Genomic DNA, 17,337 nt, shown 5'->3' with positions numbered 1-17,337 from the left:
TCATCTCCAAAAATCAAAAAAATTAAACCACTGCGTAGGCGTTTGCTTGCAGCGATTTTCCAGCTCGCGGACGTAAATTTGCAGATATTCGCGCGCTGCGGCGGCTTTATCTCGTCCCAGCTTTACGGCGCTTGCTAGCGGTACGAGCTCGATCCTAAATTTACCGCCCACTTTCTGGCACCACAGCGAGCTTATCTTTACGCCTAAAATCCCCGCGATCAGGTAAGGACCGTAGTTAAAGCTCGCCTCCTTACCCAGAAATTTAACGCGCGCGGCCTTATCGCCGCCAAGAGGCGTCCTATCGCCCATTATACCGATGTGCTCGCCGCTTTCAACGATATTTTTTAGCTCCAGCATCGCGGCTACGTCTAGCTTATTTACCGCCATCATGCGCACACTACCGTCGTTTTTACTGATTTCGCGCAGCACTTCGTTAAATTTACGCGAGTTCTCGTCATAGGTCAAAATCACCATCCTAAAGCCCTCGACCCGCGCGCCCAAAGCCTTGCAAATTTCGACGTTTCCAAGGTGTGCCGTGAGCAAAATTTGCCCTTTTTGCGCGCCGATTAGTTCGCTTTTTATGCGCTCTAGATCTATGATCTCCAGCTCGTCATCCTTGATCTTGCCTTTCCAGACTCTAAATTTATCGCAGATAGCGCCGCCAAACGCCTCAAAATGGCTAAAAACGCTCGTTCCTTTTAGCGTCTGCGCGCCGGCAAATTCGCTTAAATTTCGTCTAAATGCGGCGATGTTCTCGCGCTCGTTTTTTGAAAAAATATAATAAAACCAAACCACGATTTTAACGATAAGTTTTAGCGCAAACTCAGGCAAAATTTGTGCCAAAAAGAGGCTAAGTCTTAAAAAAAACGCCCCGCCCCTTTCCTGCTTTTTCCACCATAGATTTTGCTCGGAGTTTTCTTGGGATACGTTATTTGTTTTTGCGTCTTTTTGCGGCCTTATAGGGATTTGCACGGCATTTGCGACGGAGTTTTCTCGTGCGTCTTGAACAGAATTTTGCAAAGTTTTAAATTTATGCGGCGCGTCAGCCTCCTGCAAATTTATCAAATTTTGCTCGCCTTTCATTTTTTGCGTGCCGTTAAATTTTTCAACACCTCGCTCATTTAGGACAATCTCAAATTTGCTTGCCGCCGCTGCAGTCTGCGACTCCGATTCGCCTTGCAAGCATTCCTCGCGCCCAAACTTATGCGATTTAGCGTTTTCTTGCGGCTTTGTAAGTATCCGAGCACCGTCTGCATCATCAAACTTTAGAGGTTTTGCGACGGTTTGCTCTTGGGCGACGCTTTTAAATTTACTTTCGGTGCGCGTGCCCTCAGACGTCGAGACGGCTTGCTCATCCTTAAATTTGCGCGACATATCAGAGCTTTTTTTCTTTAAATTTACCCCGCACGCTCGCCAAATTTTACCCAGCGCAAATTTGGGCAAAGAAAAGAAGCATTTTGCGTGCATAAGGCTGATTAGCGCGTTATCGCGCAGCATCTTAAAGTGCGAAACGCCACCCTTTTCGTAGCGCACGTATGTATCGATCCAGCACACATTGATGCCCTGTCTCACGGCATTTACGAGGATCTCGATGTCAAACTCCATCCTATTTGTCTTACTTTTTGCCGCCGCTTTTTTTAGCTCCCGCAGAGGATAAACGCGAAAACCGCACATAGCGTCTTTGACGCCAAGGCTTAGCGTATTTATCGCGACCCAAAAATTCGTGATCTTCCTGCCGTAAACGCGGGATTTTGGCGCGTCCTCACCGTAGATGGGATTTGCGCAGACGATGCTTTGCGGGTGCGCCTCGCTCTGCCTCAAAAACTCGCCGATGAGCGCAGCGTCGTGCTGAAAATCGGCGTCGATTTGCAAAACGTGACTAAAACCGCACTCCAGCGCAAATTTAAACCCGTCCTTCATCGCGATGCCCTTACCGCCGTTTTGCGCGCGCGTGAGCAGCAAGATGTCCTCTGCGCGCTCAAGCTCCGCTAAAATTCGCTTACTCGCCTCGTCCGAGCCGTCATCCACGACGATAACGGGCAGCTTGTAAGCTTTTAGCGCGGCAATCAGGGCTTTGATATTTTGCGGGTGATTGTAAAACGGCACCAAAAACGCAAATTTATTCAAAGCGCCGCCCTGCCGACCGAGCACTTTTCGCCATTGCAAAATAGCTCGAAATAAAGCTTGCCACCGCGCTTTTCAAAACAAACGCGAAGCAAATCGCCCGGTCTTACAAACTTCATAAATTTTAAATTTTCTACCGTGCTAGCGCCGCTAACGTCGATACCGACGCCGCAAGCTAGCTCAAAGACGTAGTCAAGCTGCATAAACCCCGGCAGCAACGGTAAATTTGGAAAATGGCTCTCGAAAATCTCAAGTCCCGCGTGCATGATAGCGCTAAATTCGTATTTTTGCGCGTCGTCATCGAGCCGCTCGCCGTCCTCATCGTTTGCGAGACTTACTCGCCCTTCAAGGCTTGTCTCGTTTTGAGCGTCGCCGTCTTTTACGCTCTTGCAGCTTGCATTTTTTTTGCCGACTGCAATATTCTCCAAATTCCCACCGCTTGAGCAGTTTTGAAAACCGACCACGCTCACGGCATCCTTAAAACTCGCGGCACTCGTTAAAATTTGATTTTTTTCTCGGCCTTTTTCGCTTGCGCAACTCGTGCCGTTAGCTTGGTTTTCAAAATTTTTTCCATTTTGGTCGGCGATTTTTTCAAGGCTTGCGCCTTTATGCGATAAACAGTTTTTGCCGCCTCTTAAATTTTCGCCGTTTTTATAAATTTGACCGCCGCAAATTTCGCCCGCCTCATCTACGCGTCCGCCGCTCCAAACGGGCTTGGGGCTAGCAAATAGCGCATTTTCAAATTCGCTTTTTTCAAATTTACCCTGCTGATTTCGCGGCATTTTTTCCACGATTTTAAAGTATCGGACGCTGTTTTTAAACTCAAGCTTCAAAAGCTCTTTTAGCTCGGCTGCCACGCCTTTTTTGCCGATTTTTCTAAATTTTTTAAGCCCCTCGCCGTTAAGCTGTAAAAGCGCGGCGATGCGTTTAAATTTCGGGTGCGGCGCGCAGTAGCAGTCCGCGAGCAGACCGCTCTCTAGCAGCTTTGTTTCGATGCTCTCCAGGCTCACGCGCTTGTCGTTTAGCTTGACGATGCGATCTATCCTGCCTTGTAGCACGAGGCGGCCCTCGTCGATGCTAGCCGCGTCGTTAGTCTGAAAAAACTCGCACCAAGGCGAGCTCACGTTTAGCGCGCCCCTGTCATCCAGCCCCGCGTTCACCGCGCCAAACAGCCTAAGTCCGCACCCCTCGTCCCTAGCCACTATGCCCGTTTCCGTACTGCCGTAGATTTCGATGATCCGCGCGTCGCAGATTTGGCCTAGCTCGCCTCTTAGCTCCTTTTTGAGCGGCGAACCCGCGCTTACGATCCCGCTTAAGCCTTTTAGCGCGCTTGCAGCGGGGCTTTGGGTTATGGTTCTAAGCAGCACCGGACTAGCGATAAATACGTGATTTGCAAGGCCTAAGCTCAAAATCGCCTCGGGGTAGTTTAGCTCGTCCGCGATGACGCGAGCGCCGAGAACTAGCGGTAAAAAAACCTTAAACGTAAGTCCGAACATATGCCTGTGCGAAACGCTCGAAAAAAAGGTGTTTTGGCTGCTAAAATTTAGCTCGGTGGCCAGATACTCGCTCTCTTTTATCATCTGCGCGAGCGACTTTTCTATCATCTTGCTTTTGCCGCTCGAGCCGGAAGTCTGCAGGTAAAATTTAGCCTCCGGATCAAATTTTACCTTCTTTGCAGGCTCCTTTAAAAGAAAATTTGAAAAATTTTCGTCATTTACGGCCGTCAAATTTTCCTCGAAAATAGGCTTTGCCAACACGTAAGGCGCAGCGCCCGCCAAAAGCGAGCCGAAAAACGCGGCGTAAAATTTAAACGCGTCGTCAATGTAAATTTGCAGCTCTTTTATGCCGTTTTTTTCTAAAAATGCGGCAAATCCGAGGCACGCGTCAAAGACGTCGCGCGAGTCGTCCGTAAATCTAAAATTTTTTAAATTTTCTTCAAAGCTCATTATTTTTTATAAATCTCTTTCTAAATAAAATTTCCCCGAAAAACAGCGCTCCCATCAGCGCGTAAGATACTGCGCCGCTATAAACGCTCCAGTAAAATTTATCCTCCATCAAGGCTAGCGCAAGCGAGATAGCGGCGTTAAAAACAAAAAACGCGCACCAAATTTTGGTCAAATTTCGCGTATAAATCACGCCTTTTTCGTCCAAATTTGGCTCTTTTAGCCTTGCGATTTTGGTGATGACGGCTTCGTTTTTTAGACTAAAAGCAAAAAACGCAAAAAACGCCAAACTCACCAAAACGGGATAAAGATACGCTAAAAATCCGCCTCTAAAAATCATACAAACTATGAAAAAAACGGCGGCAAGGGCGCTAAGCTTTCTCTCAAAGCCGCTTGAATACGCCCCGCGCGCTATCCACAGCACGGCAAGCGCCCAAACGACCCAAAAGGCAAAATCGCCCGCGAAAAATAATGCGAACGGATAAAGGACGCTAACTACGCTTAGGGCGATTTTAAGCTTGCTCGTCAAATTTTTTAGCCACCGCGTTTACGATGTCTTCGAGCGTTTTTACGTTTTTAAAGTCTTCAGGCATCAATCGGTGGCCCGTTTTGCGCTTGATATGATCGATAAGATCGATCGCATCGATGCTATCTATCTGCAAATCCTCGTAAATGCGCGTTTGCGGCGTGATTTTGGACTCCTCTATCTCAAAAAGCTGCATGAGCGCGGACTTTAAAATCTCAAAAATTTCTTCCTGCTTCATCGTTATTTCCTGTTTTCAAAGATGTATTGCGCGAGGCTTTTTACGCTGTAAAAAATCTCTTTTAAATTTGCGGTTTTAGAATCAAGCACTAGGCCGTAGTTTTTTTGCACCGCAAGGCCGAGTTCGAGCGCATCGACGCTATCTAGCCCGAGCCCTTCGTTAAAAAGCGGTGCGTTTTCGTCGATATCGCTCGGTTTCATATCCTCCAAATTTAAGCTCTTTATGATGAGCTCTTTTATCTCATCTATTAGTTCGTTCATTGTTTAAACTCCTTTGTATAATTTTCGCTTATAAAAGCGTGCAGCCCTCTAGCCCTGATCGGGTTTGGCCTATCCGCGCAAAACCCGTCCAAATTTAGCCTAAAAAGCTCTTTGAACTCGTATTTTATCATAACGCTCGGGGTTTTGTACCAAGGTTCGTGTTTTTTGAGGCTGGGCGGATCCATTTTGATGGCGAGGGCGACTAGCTGTTTTGCCGAATTTACCGCGATATAGGCGGCGGCTTTATGAAAGACGATCTCGCCCGCCGTACGCGTGCCTTCGGGAAATATTATCAAACTCTCGCCGCTCTTTAGGGCATCTACGCTTTTTTGCAAAAGCTCCTCGTTTGCGGTGTTTGGGATGTATCCGCAAGCCTTTATCGCAGGCGCTAAGAAAATATTTTTTCCCAGGCTTGCTTTTACCACGCAGTTTGCGCGGCGCACGAGAGAGACCAAAAACACGACGTCCAAAAGCGACGGGTGATTTGCGATGATTATCTGCGAGGCGGAGCCAAGCTCGCCTGCAAAACTAAATTTAGTCCGCTGATAGCCGCAAATTTGCGTAGAAAATATAAAAAAACTCCAAGCTAGGCGAACTAAATCTCGGCAAAAATTGCGAATAAATTTAAATTTATAAAGCCCAAGAAGCGCGATAGGGATAAAGATCAAATTTCCGAGGCTACAAATGAGCCCGAAAAGCGCAAAATTCGCCCCTACGATAAAAATTTTAAACCCGTGACAAGGGCTCATAATCCCACCGCCAAGCGGAGTTTTTATCCACACTTTGCCAGGAGCATTTTTGCTTCGGATCAAAATTTTGCAAGAATTTAACGAGCAAATTTTCATCCGTTTCGCCACAGGATTTGCATTGAGATAGGCTCAAATTTTCGCCTTCGCTAACCAGCAAACAAACCATACAAGACGGCGCAAACTCGTCAAAATACTCCTGCGAAATGCTCTCGTGATAGGCTAAGACGAGCGCGTTTTTAGCTCCGCTATCAAGTATGAGGCGAGCCTGCACCAGGGCGTACTCTAGCGGAGCGTATGCCGAAACGGCGGAGATTTCGCTGCGGTTTTTAAAATTTATCGCTAAAAGCGAGGAAAGGGCGTTGTGCACCGAGAGCGAAAACGAGGTCGGCGATATGAGTTCGCCGTGAGCTAGCGTATTTTGCAGCTCAAAACAGCGATTTATCTCGCCTTCATACGAGCTGAAAACGATAGGCATATCAAGCGGCGCGATGTTTTTGGTTAGCTCAAAGGCGCATTTTGCCGCGCGGCTAAGCCTGCGCCGCTCGAGCGGAGGTACGTGCGAGACGTCAAGCTCTCTCTCGTATGCCGCTAGCCTTGCATCCTGCGCGCCGTTAAAAACTACCGCGTCAAAAAAATCGAGTTTAAAATTTAGCCTCATTCGCCCCTCTTGTCGCTTATTTTGCGATATCGCCTTTTAGCGTTACGCCGGCCATCAGCGCGCCCGCACCGCACTGAAACTGCGTTTTGGAGTCAAAAGGCTGTTTTTTGTAATAGCCTGTTAAATTTACCACTCTTGTGCCGCCCTCTTTTACCGCACGCTCTTGAAAAGTTTTTACCGCCGATAAAAACGCCCACTCGCACGCCTCTTTGTCGCTTTTGTTAAAGGCGTTTGTTTTTTTGTTCGCAGTTAAACCGCTTTTGATGATGCCGCCTTTCGTGCCCGAGCCAAAGCTTAGCTTGATGTTTGGATCAAGCACCCCTTTGGCCTTAGGCGAGCTTAGCGCCTCCTCGATCGAGAAGTGATGCACGTCGTCGCGCGCGCTCAAATTTAAGGCCAGGGCGCAAACGCCCGCTAAAACTAATAATTTTTTCATTTTTTCTCCTTTACTTAGCTATGTCGCCTCGTAATCTTACCGTAAATTTATTGGTATATAGACACTGAAACTCTGTTTTAGAGCTAAATTCCTTACCGTATAAAAAGCTTACGATATTTACCGCCTTTGTTCCGCCCTCTCTTTGATTTCGTCTTTGAAAGGCATTGACCGCGTCCAAAAAAGCCGTTTGGCATTTTTGTACCTTTTCGCTCATATCTCCTTTTTGTTTCCTGCTAGCCGTAGCTCCGACGACGATCCTCTCGCCATCGTAACCGCTTGCGAATTCTACCTTAACATTAGGCAAAATATATTTCTTTGCCGCTTCGCTCTCTAGGGCGTCTTTAATGCTTAGATTAAATATCTCTTCGGCGTTTAGGCTAAACGCTAGCACCGCTAAACAAAATATTTTTCTCACCCATTCTCTCCTTAAATTTTCTTAAATATCAGCGAGGTATTTACTCCGCCGAAAGCGAAGTTGTTGCTCATAACAAAATCCGTATCTATCGTCGTTTGTTCGGTCAGGTAAAAAAGCGGCGCGCAACTAGGATCAATGCGAGTCAAATTTATCGTAGGGAAAAATCTCTTCTCCCGCATCATCATCACGCTAAATATCGCCTCCAAACCGCCGCAAGCGCCCAGCGTATGACCGAGATAGCTTTTTAGCGAGCTGATAGCGATCTTATCGCCGAAAAGCTCGTTCGTAGCGATACTCTCGGCGATGTCGCCGTGCTTAGTCGCCGTGGCGTGAGCGTTTACGTAGCCGATCTTTCCCGGCGTTAAATTTGCGTCTTTTAACGCCAAAGCCATCGCGCCTTTCATCGTCGCGCTTTGCGGGCGAGTGACGTGCGAGCCGTCGCAGTTTGAGCCAAAGCCTACGACCTCGGCGTAAATTTTAGCTCCGCGTTTTACGGCGCTCTCTTCGCTCTCTAGCAAAAGTATCCCAGCGCCCTCGCCTAGCACTAGCCCGTCGCGCCCCTCGTCAAACGGAGCGGGCGACATCTCGGGCGAGCTGTTTTTCACGCTAGCGGCATAGAGCATATCAAACACATAAGCCTCGCTCGGACACAGCTCCTCAGCGCCGCCGGCTAGCATCATATCGATCTTACCGCTTTTGATGCTCTCGTAGGCGTATCCGATCGCGTGCGAACCGCTCGTGCAGGCCGATGACGTCGGGATGATGCGCCCTTTTAGCGAGTAAAAAAGCGCGATATTTGCCGCCGTGGTGTGAGGCATCATCTTGATGTATGTGTTGGCGTTGCACTCGTTTTCGCCGCGCTCTAGCAGCTTTGCCATCGCCAGTATCGACTCGGTGCTACCCGTGGACGAACCGCATGCGACCCCTAGTCTGCCCTCTTGCACGCTAGGATCGAGGCTCGCGGCGTCTAAATTTTCGCCTCGCATCAGTCCTGCGTCTCTTAGCGCTAGACCCGCCGCCTCGACGCTATACATAGACACTATGCCTAGGCTCCTTAGTTGTTTGCGGTCCCACGAGATAGGGCGTTCGTAGTCCGCTATGGGTGCAGCCAGGCGGGTGTTTAGATCGGCGTATCTATCCCACTGCGGCATATATCTCACGGCGTTTCGGCCGAGCTCAAATTTAGCCCTTATCTCCTCCCAGCTCTTGCCAAAGGCGCTCACCATACCCATACCGGTTACAAAAACTCGCATCAGCAAAGCCCTCCGTTTACGCCGATAACCTGCCTCGTTATGTAGGCTGCGCCCTCGCTTAGTAAAAACTCGACCAAAGGCGCGACCTCGTCTGCCTTGCCCGCTCTTTTGGCTGGGATGGCCTTTAAAATCTCCTCGATCGGCAAGCCGCCGTCCGTCATATCAGTCTCGATGAGTCCGGGCGCGATACAGTTTACGGTGATATTTCGCGATGCTAGCTCGACGGCGAGGGACTTTGCCGCGCCGATGAGGCCAGCCTTGCTCGCTGCGTAGTTGCTCTGGCCGCGGTTGCCGACGACGCCCGAGACCGAACTCATAACCACGATGCGCGCCGGCTTTCTAGCGCGGATCATAGGCATGAGAGCGGGCTTTAGGACGTTATAAAAGCCGTTTAAATTCGTATCCACGACGCTAAACCAGTCCTCATCCTCGATCGCTACGAATGTATTATCGCGCGTGATGCCGGCGTTTAGCACTACCGCATAATAAGCTCCGTTTGCCTCTATATCGGCCTCGATCGCCGCCCTTGCCGCCTGCGTATCCGCTACGTCAAATTTTAAAGCGCTCAAATTTAACTCGTTTTGCAGTTTTAATAGCCGCTCGCTCGCGCTTTTGCCGTGCAATACAACCTCGTATCCCGCCGCCGCCAGCCGCCTAGCCACCGCTTCGCCGATGCCGCGGCTTGAGCCCGTTATCAGCACTCTTTTACTCATCCAGTATCCTTTTTACGTATTCCTCGTCCGGGCTTAGCACGTTTAGCGTCGCGCGCGCTCCAAGCTCGCCATTTACGTAAAGCTCGCAGTCGTAAACGCCAAAACCGCTTGCGTCTTGTATCGAGCAAGCGGCTTCGACGACGACTTCGTCTCCGATCTTTAAAAACGGCTTAAATATCTCAAATTTTCTACTGCCCAGCAAAAAACCCAGTCCGAATTTCATCCCCTTTAGCTCGCGCATCTTTGAGTCGTAGATGCCCAGCGACTGAGCCATCATCTCGACGGTTTTATGCATGGCGAATTTGCCGTCTGCAAGAAATTTATTATCCTCTTTTATCACGCTTTTAGTTTTTATGCGCCCGTCTTCAAATTTAAGCACCTCGTCGATAAAAATGATCGCCGTGCCGTGCGGGAGATAATCTCCAAGGCTCATCTCGCCCTCCCAAACACGATCGCCGCATTATCGCCGCCAAATGCAAACGACAGCGACATAGCTGAATTTACGACCGCTCTTTGGCCGAATTTTACCAAATTTACCCCCTCTATCTCATCATCGTAAACGCCGTCATATACGTGCGGCGGCAGCGCGGTTTCGCTCTTAGCGCAAAGCATGGCGCAAAGCGCGCTCTCAATAGCTCCTGCGGCTCCTAACGTGTGGCCGATTAGAGGCTTAACGGAGCTGGCAAAAACGCTCGGCATAAGCGAGTGCACGATCTTTGCCTCGATTTTATCGTTTGCCTGCGTGCCCGTGCCGTGTAAATTTATATAATCAACGCTGCTTAAATTTGCCGCCCGAAGCGCCTTTTGCACGCACTTCGTTTGCATCTGAGCGCTAAAATCTGGCTGCGTCATATGAAACGCGTCGCAGTTTGAGTGCTCGCCCGCGATAACGACGTTTGAGATTTCGTCCCTACTCGCCACGAAAAACGCCGCGCCTTCGCCGATATTTATACCGTCGCGATTTTTGGAAAACGGATTGGTCTCGCGCGCGCTTAGGATACCCAGGCTATCAAAGCCGTTTATCGTGAGCGTATTTAGGCTATCGACACCGCCGCAGATCACGGCGTCGCAGATACCGGACTCCAGCAGTCTTTTTGCCGTTATGATCGCCTTGACGCCCGAAGTGCAGGCTGTCGAAACGGAAAACGCAACCGAGCTAAGCCCGTAAAAATCGGCGATAAATTCGGAAGGATTGGCTAGGGAGTTGCGATTTATGCCGAATTTGGAAGCGTTAAAAAACCTCGTCGCGGCAAAATCCTTAAACGTTTCGTAGTTTTCCTCTACGCCGCTAGTGGTCGTGCCCACTACTACGCCGACGCGATTTTTGCCGTATTTTTTGATGGCGTCTCGCACATCTTTATCTATCTGCAAAAGCGCGCTTAAAACCAGAGCGTTCGTGCGAGTTTGCAAGTGTTTCGGCGTATTTTGGCTAAATTTAGCCAGCTGCGCGCTAATCTTGCCGAGGACAAAGCTTTTATCCGCCCTAAAGCCTTCACAAACGCTTAAAAATCTATTTTCACCGCATAAATTTACAAAATTTTCCTCCGCAACGGCCCCGGCTGCGCTGATGATGGCGGGCTTGCTAACGTATATCAAGAGCTCTTACCTCGAAAATTTCATCATTTACGGTTACGATAGCCTCTTTTTGATTTGATTTAATGGTGTTTAGGATTTTTATGAAAAGCTCGTTGTAGGCGCTATTTGGCGGCAAAAAACCGATGGCTTCAAATTCGCCGCTCGGCCTTAAAACTCTCCTAGCCAGCGGAGTGCCCATAGAGTTTATCATCGTAAAATAAAAATCCTCTTTTTCGTGCGAAACATAGAGTAAATTCGAGCCGTTTTTGGAGCTCACTTCAAATTCGCGCTTGTCGAAATTTACGATCTGCGGAACGTCAAATTTAGCTTTCGCCGCACATCCGTAAAGCGCGATCGCCGTCACAAAAATAAATAAAAAATTTAAAACCCTTTTAAGCCTCACTCTTTGGTCGCCTTATTAAAATTTGATCGTTTTGGAATAATTTGTAAATTATATCTTTTTTACCTTTAAAAACAATGCAGAGAACATAATGTTTTCAAGATGCGGGTCTCGGTGGGTAAAATTTGAAGCCGAAATTTGTAAATTTAGCCGAATTTGACTTCAAATTTAAATACAAGAAATCAAGGCGAAGTATCGCGAGATGGATTTAAGGGCTTTGCTTCCCTTGCGGTCGCAACTGCAAGCAGAAGCGACGTAAAAAATTAGCAAAGATAAGGCATATAGCCTATCAAGCTAAATTTTTACTAGCTCCGTTAAAGACACTCGCGAGACAAGCTGCTATTTAAAAATCACTCAAAGATGTTTTTGTGAAGAATTTCCTCTAACACCACCGTCGCGTAGCTGCCTTTTTGCAGCGTGAAATTTATCGTAAAGTGCGCTTTTTCCTCGTTGTATTTGTAGCTCGCATCCTCCAAATAGCACCACGCAAAGCGCCTTGAGCCCGTCATTTTAGCTTTATATTCATTTGCCTGCGCGAAAATTTGATCCTCTATCACCCTAGCCGCGCCCTGCGCCTCATACGCCTTCGCGCCCGCGATCAGTCCGCAGCTAGTGATATCTCTAGCGTCAAAGCGCGCGCCCTCCGCGTCCAAATCCTCGCACAAAAAGCACTTACCGTGCGGGTAGTGCCCCAAAACTTCGCCCTCTATCAGCTTAAAAAATCTCTTTTGCGATTTTAAATTTTTCAAATTTTCGCCGTCAAGATACGGGTAAATTTGAGCTAACTCGCCTAGGCTAAAATCCTGCGCAAACCTCGAAATCTCCACGCGTTTGCTAAGCCAACGGTTAAAAAGATCACTCTGATATGCCGAGATCAAAAAGTCGTTTAGCTTTGGATTTTTGCTCTTTTTGCCGTTTACGGTGCCCGATTTTAACAGCTCCAGCCCGCTTGCGGCATTGTCGCCGTATTTGCCGAAACGCTGATAGCCAAAGTAGTTTGGATACCCGGCCTCATCGATGTTCCGGACGGCTTGCTCCAGCTTAGCCGCTTCGCCAGACATCACTTTTTTTAGGCGGATGAAAAAACTATTGCCCTTTAAGTGCCCGATTCGAAGCTTATTATCGTGCGCGCTAAGGTTTAAAATTTTCATCTTTTCATGGCTAAAATTTGCAATCGCCGACTCAAATTTACGCGGCATCGAGATAAACTGCGTCGTCATGCCTTGCTTATCTTTTAGCCCCGCGTAGCCGAAATCCCGCATCTTTACGCCGCTAACCTCGCTTAGAGCGTGCAAGGCTTCTTGCGTCGTCATATCTTTTTTGCAAATTTCGATTATCAGGTGCTCGCCCTGCCCGCTAAATGCGTAAAGCGGGATCTCGCGCACCACGAAATCGTCCGAATTTTTACTAAAATACGCGTTAATGGGCGCGTGAGTAAGCGCGTAAAGAGGCTTAAAAATGGTGGTTTCTTGCATTGCTTTTAAATTTTCCTTTCGTTATTTTTGCAAAAATCGTGATCTTGGTGCGGGTTTTGCGAGCGAGGCTTAAAATTTTGGCGCGGTTTTTCGTACTAAACGTAAATAAAATCTCGTATTCCTCGCCGCTATTTAGCTCGTGTTTGCTTAGCCGTTTGATAAATTTAGCCCCGCAGCGACTCTGCGCGCAAAGCTTGGCCAGATCTGTGCCAAGCCCGTCTGAAACGTCCATAGCGGCGTTTATCTTATCCGCTGCGGCGTAGAAAAATTTATCCTTTAAAACAGGTCTTTTAAAGCGCGAATTTGACGCTACCTGTCCGCCGTTTAAAAGCGTCCTAAGCCCTTTTAGACTGCCTCCAAGCTCGCCCGTAAAAGCGACTAGATCGCCATTTTTCGCGCCGCTTCGTAAAACCGCCTTGCCTCGGAGGCGCGAGATGATCGTAACGCTAAGTAAAATTTTATCGCTGCCGATCGTGTCGCCGCCGATGATAGTCACGCCGTACTCGTCGCAAACGTCGGCAAATCCCTTGCGTAGCGCCGAGATCTGCGCCGCGCTCGTGTTTTTGGGTAGCCCAAGTCCCAAAAGCACAAATTTAGGCTCGGCGTTCATCGCGACGGCGTCGGAGAGATTTACGAGCATCGCCTTGCGCGCGATCTCCTCCATGCTAAGCCAGCCTGCGCGAAAGTGCGTCCCCTCGCAAAAAAGATCCTTGCTATACACCAAGCGGCCGCGCTCATGCGCCACGACGGCACCGTCGTCGCCGATGAAGGAGTTGCTAAATTTGTCGATTATCAGGCGTTCTTTATCCATACCGCATTTTATAAAATTTGACGTTAAAATCTACTTCAAACGTTAGTTAAGCCGGAAAGTTGATTTTTGGTAGCAGGCGATGAGAGAGCGTTTTATATGTTCGACACCATATCAAAAGAGCTTGAAAAAATTAACGGCGGAAGCTTGCATAATTTTTATATATTAAGAGAGGGCGAGCTAGCCGTTATCGCAAGTAGCGGCGAGACTCCAGAGAGTCTAAAAGAGCACAAACTAAAAGTTCATCCGATATAACTTCACCTATTTTTTGTAATATTGTTACTGAAAAATCACAGCGATGATAGTAGCATAAACAAAAAGGATAAGCGATGGATAGACGAAATTTCTTCAAATTTAGCGCTGTTTCTGCGCTTGGAGCGACCGCTGTAGAGGCTAAAGCACTGCCTGATAAACAGATAGCAAGTATCATCGATATAGATCTTTGCGACGGTTGCGCAAACGAGACTATGCCGCTATGCGTAAAGGCGTGCAAGATCAAAAACGAGCCTATATTTCCCGTTCCAAAAGAGCCTATGATGGACTACTGGCCTCAGACCAAGCACGAGGACTACTCAAAACAAAAAGATAATATCTCAAGGCTTACTCCGTATAACTTCACGTATATAGAAAAGCTCGAAGTAGATGGAAAAACGCTCCATATCCCTAGACGCTGTATGCACTGCGATCACCCTCCTTGTCAAAAGATCTGCCCTTTTGGCGTTATAAGCAAGAGCGAAGAAGGCGCAGTAGATATAGATAAAAATTTTTGCTTTGGCGGTGCAAAGTGCAGGGATGCTTGCCCGTGGGGCGTGCCTCAAAGACAGGCGGGAGTGGGTATATACCTAAAAGTGATGCCAAAACTGGCCGGCGGCGGCGTAATGTTTAAGTGCGATATGTGCAAGGATCTACTAGAGCAAGATAAAAAGCCCTCATGCGAGGTCGCCTGTCCTAAAAATGCTATAAAATTCGGAAAGCGAGATGAAATTTTCGCCATTGCAAACGAGATGAAAAAAACTCGCTTTATATACGGTATGGATGAAAACGGCGGCACATCAACCATCTATGTAAGCTCGGTTGATTTTAATAAAATCGACGGCGCAATATCCAAAAAATACGAAAACAAGCCAAAAATGGGAATAATGGATATGAAAAAACATCCAAACCCTATGGAAAAATCGGAATTTTTAGCCGCTGCGACTCTGGTAGCTCCTCTTGCCGCTATAGGCGCTGCGAGCATAGCCGTCATAAAGAGCATAAAGGACAAAAAATGATCTCAAATGCCGATAAACAAAAAATAAAAAGACAAAGCCTACAAAACCGCGTTATTCATTGGGGTATAGCCATAAGTATATTTGGCCTAATAGTAACCGGGATTTTACAAATGCCGATTGCAAAGAGATACAATATAGCCAAAATTTTTGAATGGAGCGGGGATTATTATTTCACTCTAAGCCTGCACTATGTATTTTCTGCGGCACTTATATTTTTTGCATTTTATCACGTCGTATATCATACTATGAAGCGCGAATTTGATATAGTTCCAAGAAAAGGAGATATCAAAAACAGCTTTCTTGTGATTAAAGCAATGATGACGGGATCAAAAGAGCCCGCAAGCGACAAGTATCTACCCGAACAGCGCATAGCCTACATCGGCGGAGTGCTTATAATAGCGCTTTTGATAGTTACGGGTATGATAAAATCGTATAAAAATATACTCGGATTTGATATCTCAAACGATCTTTATATATGGGCCGCTACACTTCATAATCTAGGTATGGTTTTAATAATTTTGTTCATAATAGCTCATCTAATGGCCTTCGTTCCAAAAGCCAATCGACCTCTTATAAGCGGTATGTTTAGCGGTAAAATAGATGCAAAATACGCCAAACATCGACATAGCTTATGGAAAGATATCAAAGACGAGTCTAAATTTTCTTAGACGCCGACCTTTTATTTTGCCAAATTTACATACTTGATGTTAAATTTGGCGAATTCTTTTTCAAAAAATGTTTTAGACATCTCAACCTATCGTCATTCGTCTTGATTGGCTCGAGATATTTTTTATAAATTTTTAATCTTCCTTTTTTGTGCTTAAAACACTGCTCGCCATATTTTGTAAAAATAGTGAAAAACCCATCATCGCTCCGAGATTCGTCGTATAAATTTTAAGGATTAACGATTTGCCGCCGACGATCCCTTTCATTGCGACAAAGCGGATCGCATTTTTCTTCTGCACCGAATTTTACATTATCAAGAGTTTATCAGATGCGAGGACTAAAATTTTGTTTGGCTCTCTTTAACTTAAGCTCATACAAAGGGGCAGTAAGTTACGATGAGAACTATGTTCTTGAAAAGTAACGAGCGTAGCGAAGTTAAAAAACAAATATATAGTCCGTTCCCGAATTTCAGAAAAGAAATTTAGAGAAATTTTAAAGTACTTCGCAGAGGATATAGAAGCATCAAAGATATCGAATTTAACTAAAATTTCAGAAGTAACACTATGCAAAATCTTTAGAGAAATAAGAATTCTTATGTCTAAAGAGTGTGAAAAGATAAGTAAATTTAGCGGTGAAATTTCCAAGCCAGCCTAGAAGCTTCGCTTTGAGATTGATGAAAGTTACTTCGGATCTAAGAGAGTAAGGGGGAAAAGAGGTAGAGTGCAGCAAATAAAACACCGGTATTTGGAATGCTAAAGCGTGACGGTAAGGTATATACCCAAATAGTTAAAAACTGCTCTGCTAATGAGCTATTGCCGATACTGAAGGAATTTAGCGAGCTTGATAGTTCTACTATCTATTCTGATTGTTGGAAAGCTTATGATGGTTTAGTTGATTACGGAGTCAAAGCACACTACAGAGTAAAACACTCCAAAAATGAATTCGCTAATGGGAAAAACCATATAAATGGCATTGAGAATTTCTGGGGATACGCTAAACATAGACTAGCTAAATTTAAAGGCATTAAGAAAGGGAATTTCTTACTTCATCTTAAAGAATGCGAATTTAGATATAATACTAAAACTACACAGGAAAACTTATATCAGAAACTGTTAAAATTGATAAGAGAGAATCCGCTTAAGTTTAATTGAGCCATGTTTAGATTGTTGGAAAGCTTACGATGGCTTGGTTGATTATGGAGCTAAAGCACACTACAGAGTAAAACATTCAAAGAATGAATTCGCTAATGGTAAAAATCATATAAATGGCATTGAGAATTTCTGGGGATACGCTAAACATAGACTAGCTAAATTTAAAGGGATAAAGAAAGAGAATTTTCTGTTGCACCTAAAGGAATGCGAATTTAGATATAATAATAAGAGAGATACAAGAGAGCTCTATCATATTCTACTAAAATTGATAAGAAAAAATCCGCTTAAGTTTAATTGAGCCTTTTGTTTTTATCCGCTGCAGTTACCTGCACTATGTTTCACACGATAAGCTCGCCGATGATTCCTACGGCTTTATTTTGCAAAATAGGCATTTGAAGCTCAATCTTCTCGCCTATGATTCTAGCAAAAACGACCTTGATGGTATCGCCGTTTTTTAAAGTTAGACACATTTTACAAGGCACCCGCAAACCGCCTGTCCATACGTAGCAACGGGGCTTGTTGCAGGTATAACGGCCACTATGGTTATCTCTTTTGCAAAACCAAATGAGCTGATAGCTGCTAAAAATAGCGCTAAAGTCGTGATCTTTTTATACTCCTTAATAATTTATGCGTTATATTAAATTACATTTTTGAGTTAATCGGTATGATGTTAAAT

Annotated in this window: 20 protein-coding genes and 2 pseudogenes; 5 read left to right on the top strand and 17 right to left on the bottom strand. The window is 46.2% G+C overall.

All coding sequences use genetic code 11. The features are described 5' to 3' along the window. From CRECT_RS12565 to CRECT_RS05235, 16 genes are all read right to left on the bottom strand, one after another. Positions 1 to 2,127, bottom strand: a complete 2,127-nt coding sequence (locus CRECT_RS12565) for a glycosyltransferase family 2 protein (RefSeq protein ID WP_002945604.1) — start codon at positions 2,125 to 2,127, stop codon at positions 1 to 3. Next, complete coding sequence (locus tag CRECT_RS05305) at positions 2,124 to 4,070, bottom strand: AMP-binding protein (RefSeq protein ID WP_002945600.1); 1,947 nt, start codon at positions 4,068 to 4,070, stop codon at positions 2,124 to 2,126. The genes CRECT_RS12565 and CRECT_RS05305 overlap by 4 nt, the downstream gene beginning before the upstream one ends. Continuing rightward, positions 4,060 to 4,596: a COG4648 family protein gene (locus CRECT_RS05300; RefSeq protein ID WP_002945564.1), complete on the bottom strand. Its 537-nt coding sequence runs from the start codon at positions 4,594 to 4,596 to the stop codon at positions 4,060 to 4,062. The genes CRECT_RS05305 and CRECT_RS05300 overlap by 11 nt, the downstream gene beginning before the upstream one ends. Next, positions 4,580 to 4,831, bottom strand: a complete 252-nt coding sequence (locus tag CRECT_RS05295) for an acyl carrier protein (RefSeq protein ID WP_002945565.1) — start codon at positions 4,829 to 4,831, stop codon at positions 4,580 to 4,582. Before CRECT_RS05295 ends, CRECT_RS05300 begins: the two co-directional genes overlap by 17 nt. 2 nt (positions 4,832 to 4,833) lie before the next feature. Next, on the bottom strand, positions 4,834 to 5,091 hold the full coding sequence (locus CRECT_RS05290; RefSeq protein WP_002945599.1) for a phosphopantetheine-binding protein: 258 nt from the start codon (positions 5,089 to 5,091) through the stop codon (positions 4,834 to 4,836). After that, positions 5,088 to 5,840: a lysophospholipid acyltransferase family protein gene (locus CRECT_RS05285; protein WP_002945597.1), complete on the bottom strand. Its 753-nt coding sequence runs from the start codon at positions 5,838 to 5,840 to the stop codon at positions 5,088 to 5,090. The genes CRECT_RS05290 and CRECT_RS05285 overlap by 4 nt, the downstream gene beginning before the upstream one ends. Continuing rightward, positions 5,818 to 6,498 (bottom strand): beta-ketoacyl synthase chain length factor, encoded by a 681-nt coding sequence (locus CRECT_RS05280; protein WP_002945594.1) that lies wholly within the window; start codon positions 6,496 to 6,498, stop codon positions 5,818 to 5,820. Before CRECT_RS05280 ends, CRECT_RS05285 begins: the two co-directional genes overlap by 23 nt. Before the next feature lie 16 nt (positions 6,499 to 6,514). Then, positions 6,515 to 6,934: a hypothetical protein gene (locus tag CRECT_RS05275; RefSeq protein WP_002945584.1), complete on the bottom strand. Its 420-nt coding sequence runs from the start codon at positions 6,932 to 6,934 to the stop codon at positions 6,515 to 6,517. Positions 6,935 to 6,944: 10 nt separating this feature from the next. Beyond that, positions 6,945 to 7,349: a hypothetical protein gene (locus CRECT_RS05270; RefSeq protein ID WP_002945556.1), complete on the bottom strand. Its 405-nt coding sequence runs from the start codon at positions 7,347 to 7,349 to the stop codon at positions 6,945 to 6,947. 11 nt (positions 7,350 to 7,360) lie between these two features. Continuing rightward, complete coding sequence (locus CRECT_RS05265; protein ID WP_039888542.1) at positions 7,361 to 8,602, bottom strand: beta-ketoacyl-ACP synthase; 1,242 nt, start codon at positions 8,600 to 8,602, stop codon at positions 7,361 to 7,363. Next, a complete protein-coding gene (gene fabG, locus CRECT_RS05260) occupies positions 8,602 to 9,315 on the bottom strand; it encodes a 3-oxoacyl-ACP reductase FabG (RefSeq protein ID WP_002945580.1) in 714 nt (237 codons plus the stop codon). Before fabG ends, CRECT_RS05265 begins: the two co-directional genes overlap by 1 nt. After that, positions 9,308 to 9,748, bottom strand: a complete 441-nt coding sequence (locus CRECT_RS05255) for a hotdog family protein (RefSeq protein ID WP_002945596.1) — start codon at positions 9,746 to 9,748, stop codon at positions 9,308 to 9,310. The genes fabG and CRECT_RS05255 overlap by 8 nt, the downstream gene beginning before the upstream one ends. Beyond that, entirely contained in the window at positions 9,745 to 10,911 is a 1,167-nt protein-coding gene (locus CRECT_RS05250; protein ID WP_002945569.1) for a beta-ketoacyl synthase N-terminal-like domain-containing protein, read from the bottom strand. Before CRECT_RS05250 ends, CRECT_RS05255 begins: the two co-directional genes overlap by 4 nt. Beyond that, positions 10,898 to 11,293, bottom strand: a complete 396-nt coding sequence (locus tag CRECT_RS05245; protein ID WP_002945573.1) for a hypothetical protein — start codon at positions 11,291 to 11,293, stop codon at positions 10,898 to 10,900. The genes CRECT_RS05250 and CRECT_RS05245 overlap by 14 nt, the downstream gene beginning before the upstream one ends. Before the next feature lie 347 nt (positions 11,294 to 11,640). Next, positions 11,641 to 12,765 (bottom strand): tRNA pseudouridine(13) synthase TruD, encoded by a 1,125-nt coding sequence (gene truD, locus CRECT_RS05240; RefSeq protein ID WP_002945590.1) that lies wholly within the window; start codon positions 12,763 to 12,765, stop codon positions 11,641 to 11,643. Continuing rightward, complete coding sequence (locus CRECT_RS05235) at positions 12,743 to 13,576, bottom strand: thiamine-phosphate kinase (RefSeq protein WP_002945552.1); 834 nt, start codon at positions 13,574 to 13,576, stop codon at positions 12,743 to 12,745. Before CRECT_RS05235 ends, truD begins: the two co-directional genes overlap by 23 nt. A 66-nt stretch (positions 13,577 to 13,642) precedes the next feature. On the opposite strand from CRECT_RS05235, the gene CRECT_RS05230 reads away from it, so the two are divergent. The 5 genes and pseudogenes from CRECT_RS05230 to CRECT_RS05210 all read left to right on the top strand — a co-directional run. Continuing rightward, a complete protein-coding gene (locus CRECT_RS05230) occupies positions 13,643 to 13,828 on the top strand; it encodes a hypothetical protein (RefSeq protein ID WP_002945602.1) in 186 nt (61 codons plus the stop codon). A gap of 74 nt (positions 13,829 to 13,902) precedes the next feature. Beyond that, positions 13,903 to 14,844, top strand: a complete 942-nt coding sequence (locus CRECT_RS05225) for a 4Fe-4S dicluster domain-containing protein (protein ID WP_002945553.1) — start codon at positions 13,903 to 13,905, stop codon at positions 14,842 to 14,844. After that, on the top strand, positions 14,841 to 15,512 hold the full coding sequence (locus CRECT_RS05220; RefSeq protein ID WP_002945588.1) for a formate dehydrogenase subunit gamma: 672 nt from the start codon (positions 14,841 to 14,843) through the stop codon (positions 15,510 to 15,512). Before CRECT_RS05225 ends, CRECT_RS05220 begins: the two co-directional genes overlap by 4 nt. Positions 15,513 to 15,960: 448 nt before the next feature. Continuing rightward, positions 15,961 to 16,661 (top strand): annotated as a pseudogene (locus tag CRECT_RS05215) (IS1595 family transposase). Between the two features lie 10 nt (positions 16,662 to 16,671). Then, a pseudogene (locus CRECT_RS05210) lies at positions 16,672 to 16,959 on the top strand (transposase); the annotation flags it as partial. A gap of 40 nt (positions 16,960 to 16,999) precedes the next feature. Here the strand turns inward: CRECT_RS05210 and CRECT_RS12960 are convergent. Beyond that, entirely contained in the window at positions 17,000 to 17,131 is a 132-nt protein-coding gene (locus CRECT_RS12960; protein WP_002945734.1) for a hypothetical protein, read from the bottom strand. Positions 17,132 to 17,337: the final 206 nt, after the last annotated feature.

The sequence above is a fragment of the Campylobacter rectus genome, from assembly GCF_004803795.1.
In the GTDB taxonomy this organism is placed as follows: Bacteria; Campylobacterota; Campylobacteria; order Campylobacterales; family Campylobacteraceae; genus Campylobacter_A; species Campylobacter_A rectus.
Note: the sequence above shows the minus strand (reverse complement) of the source record. Positions and strands in the feature narration are given on the sequence as shown.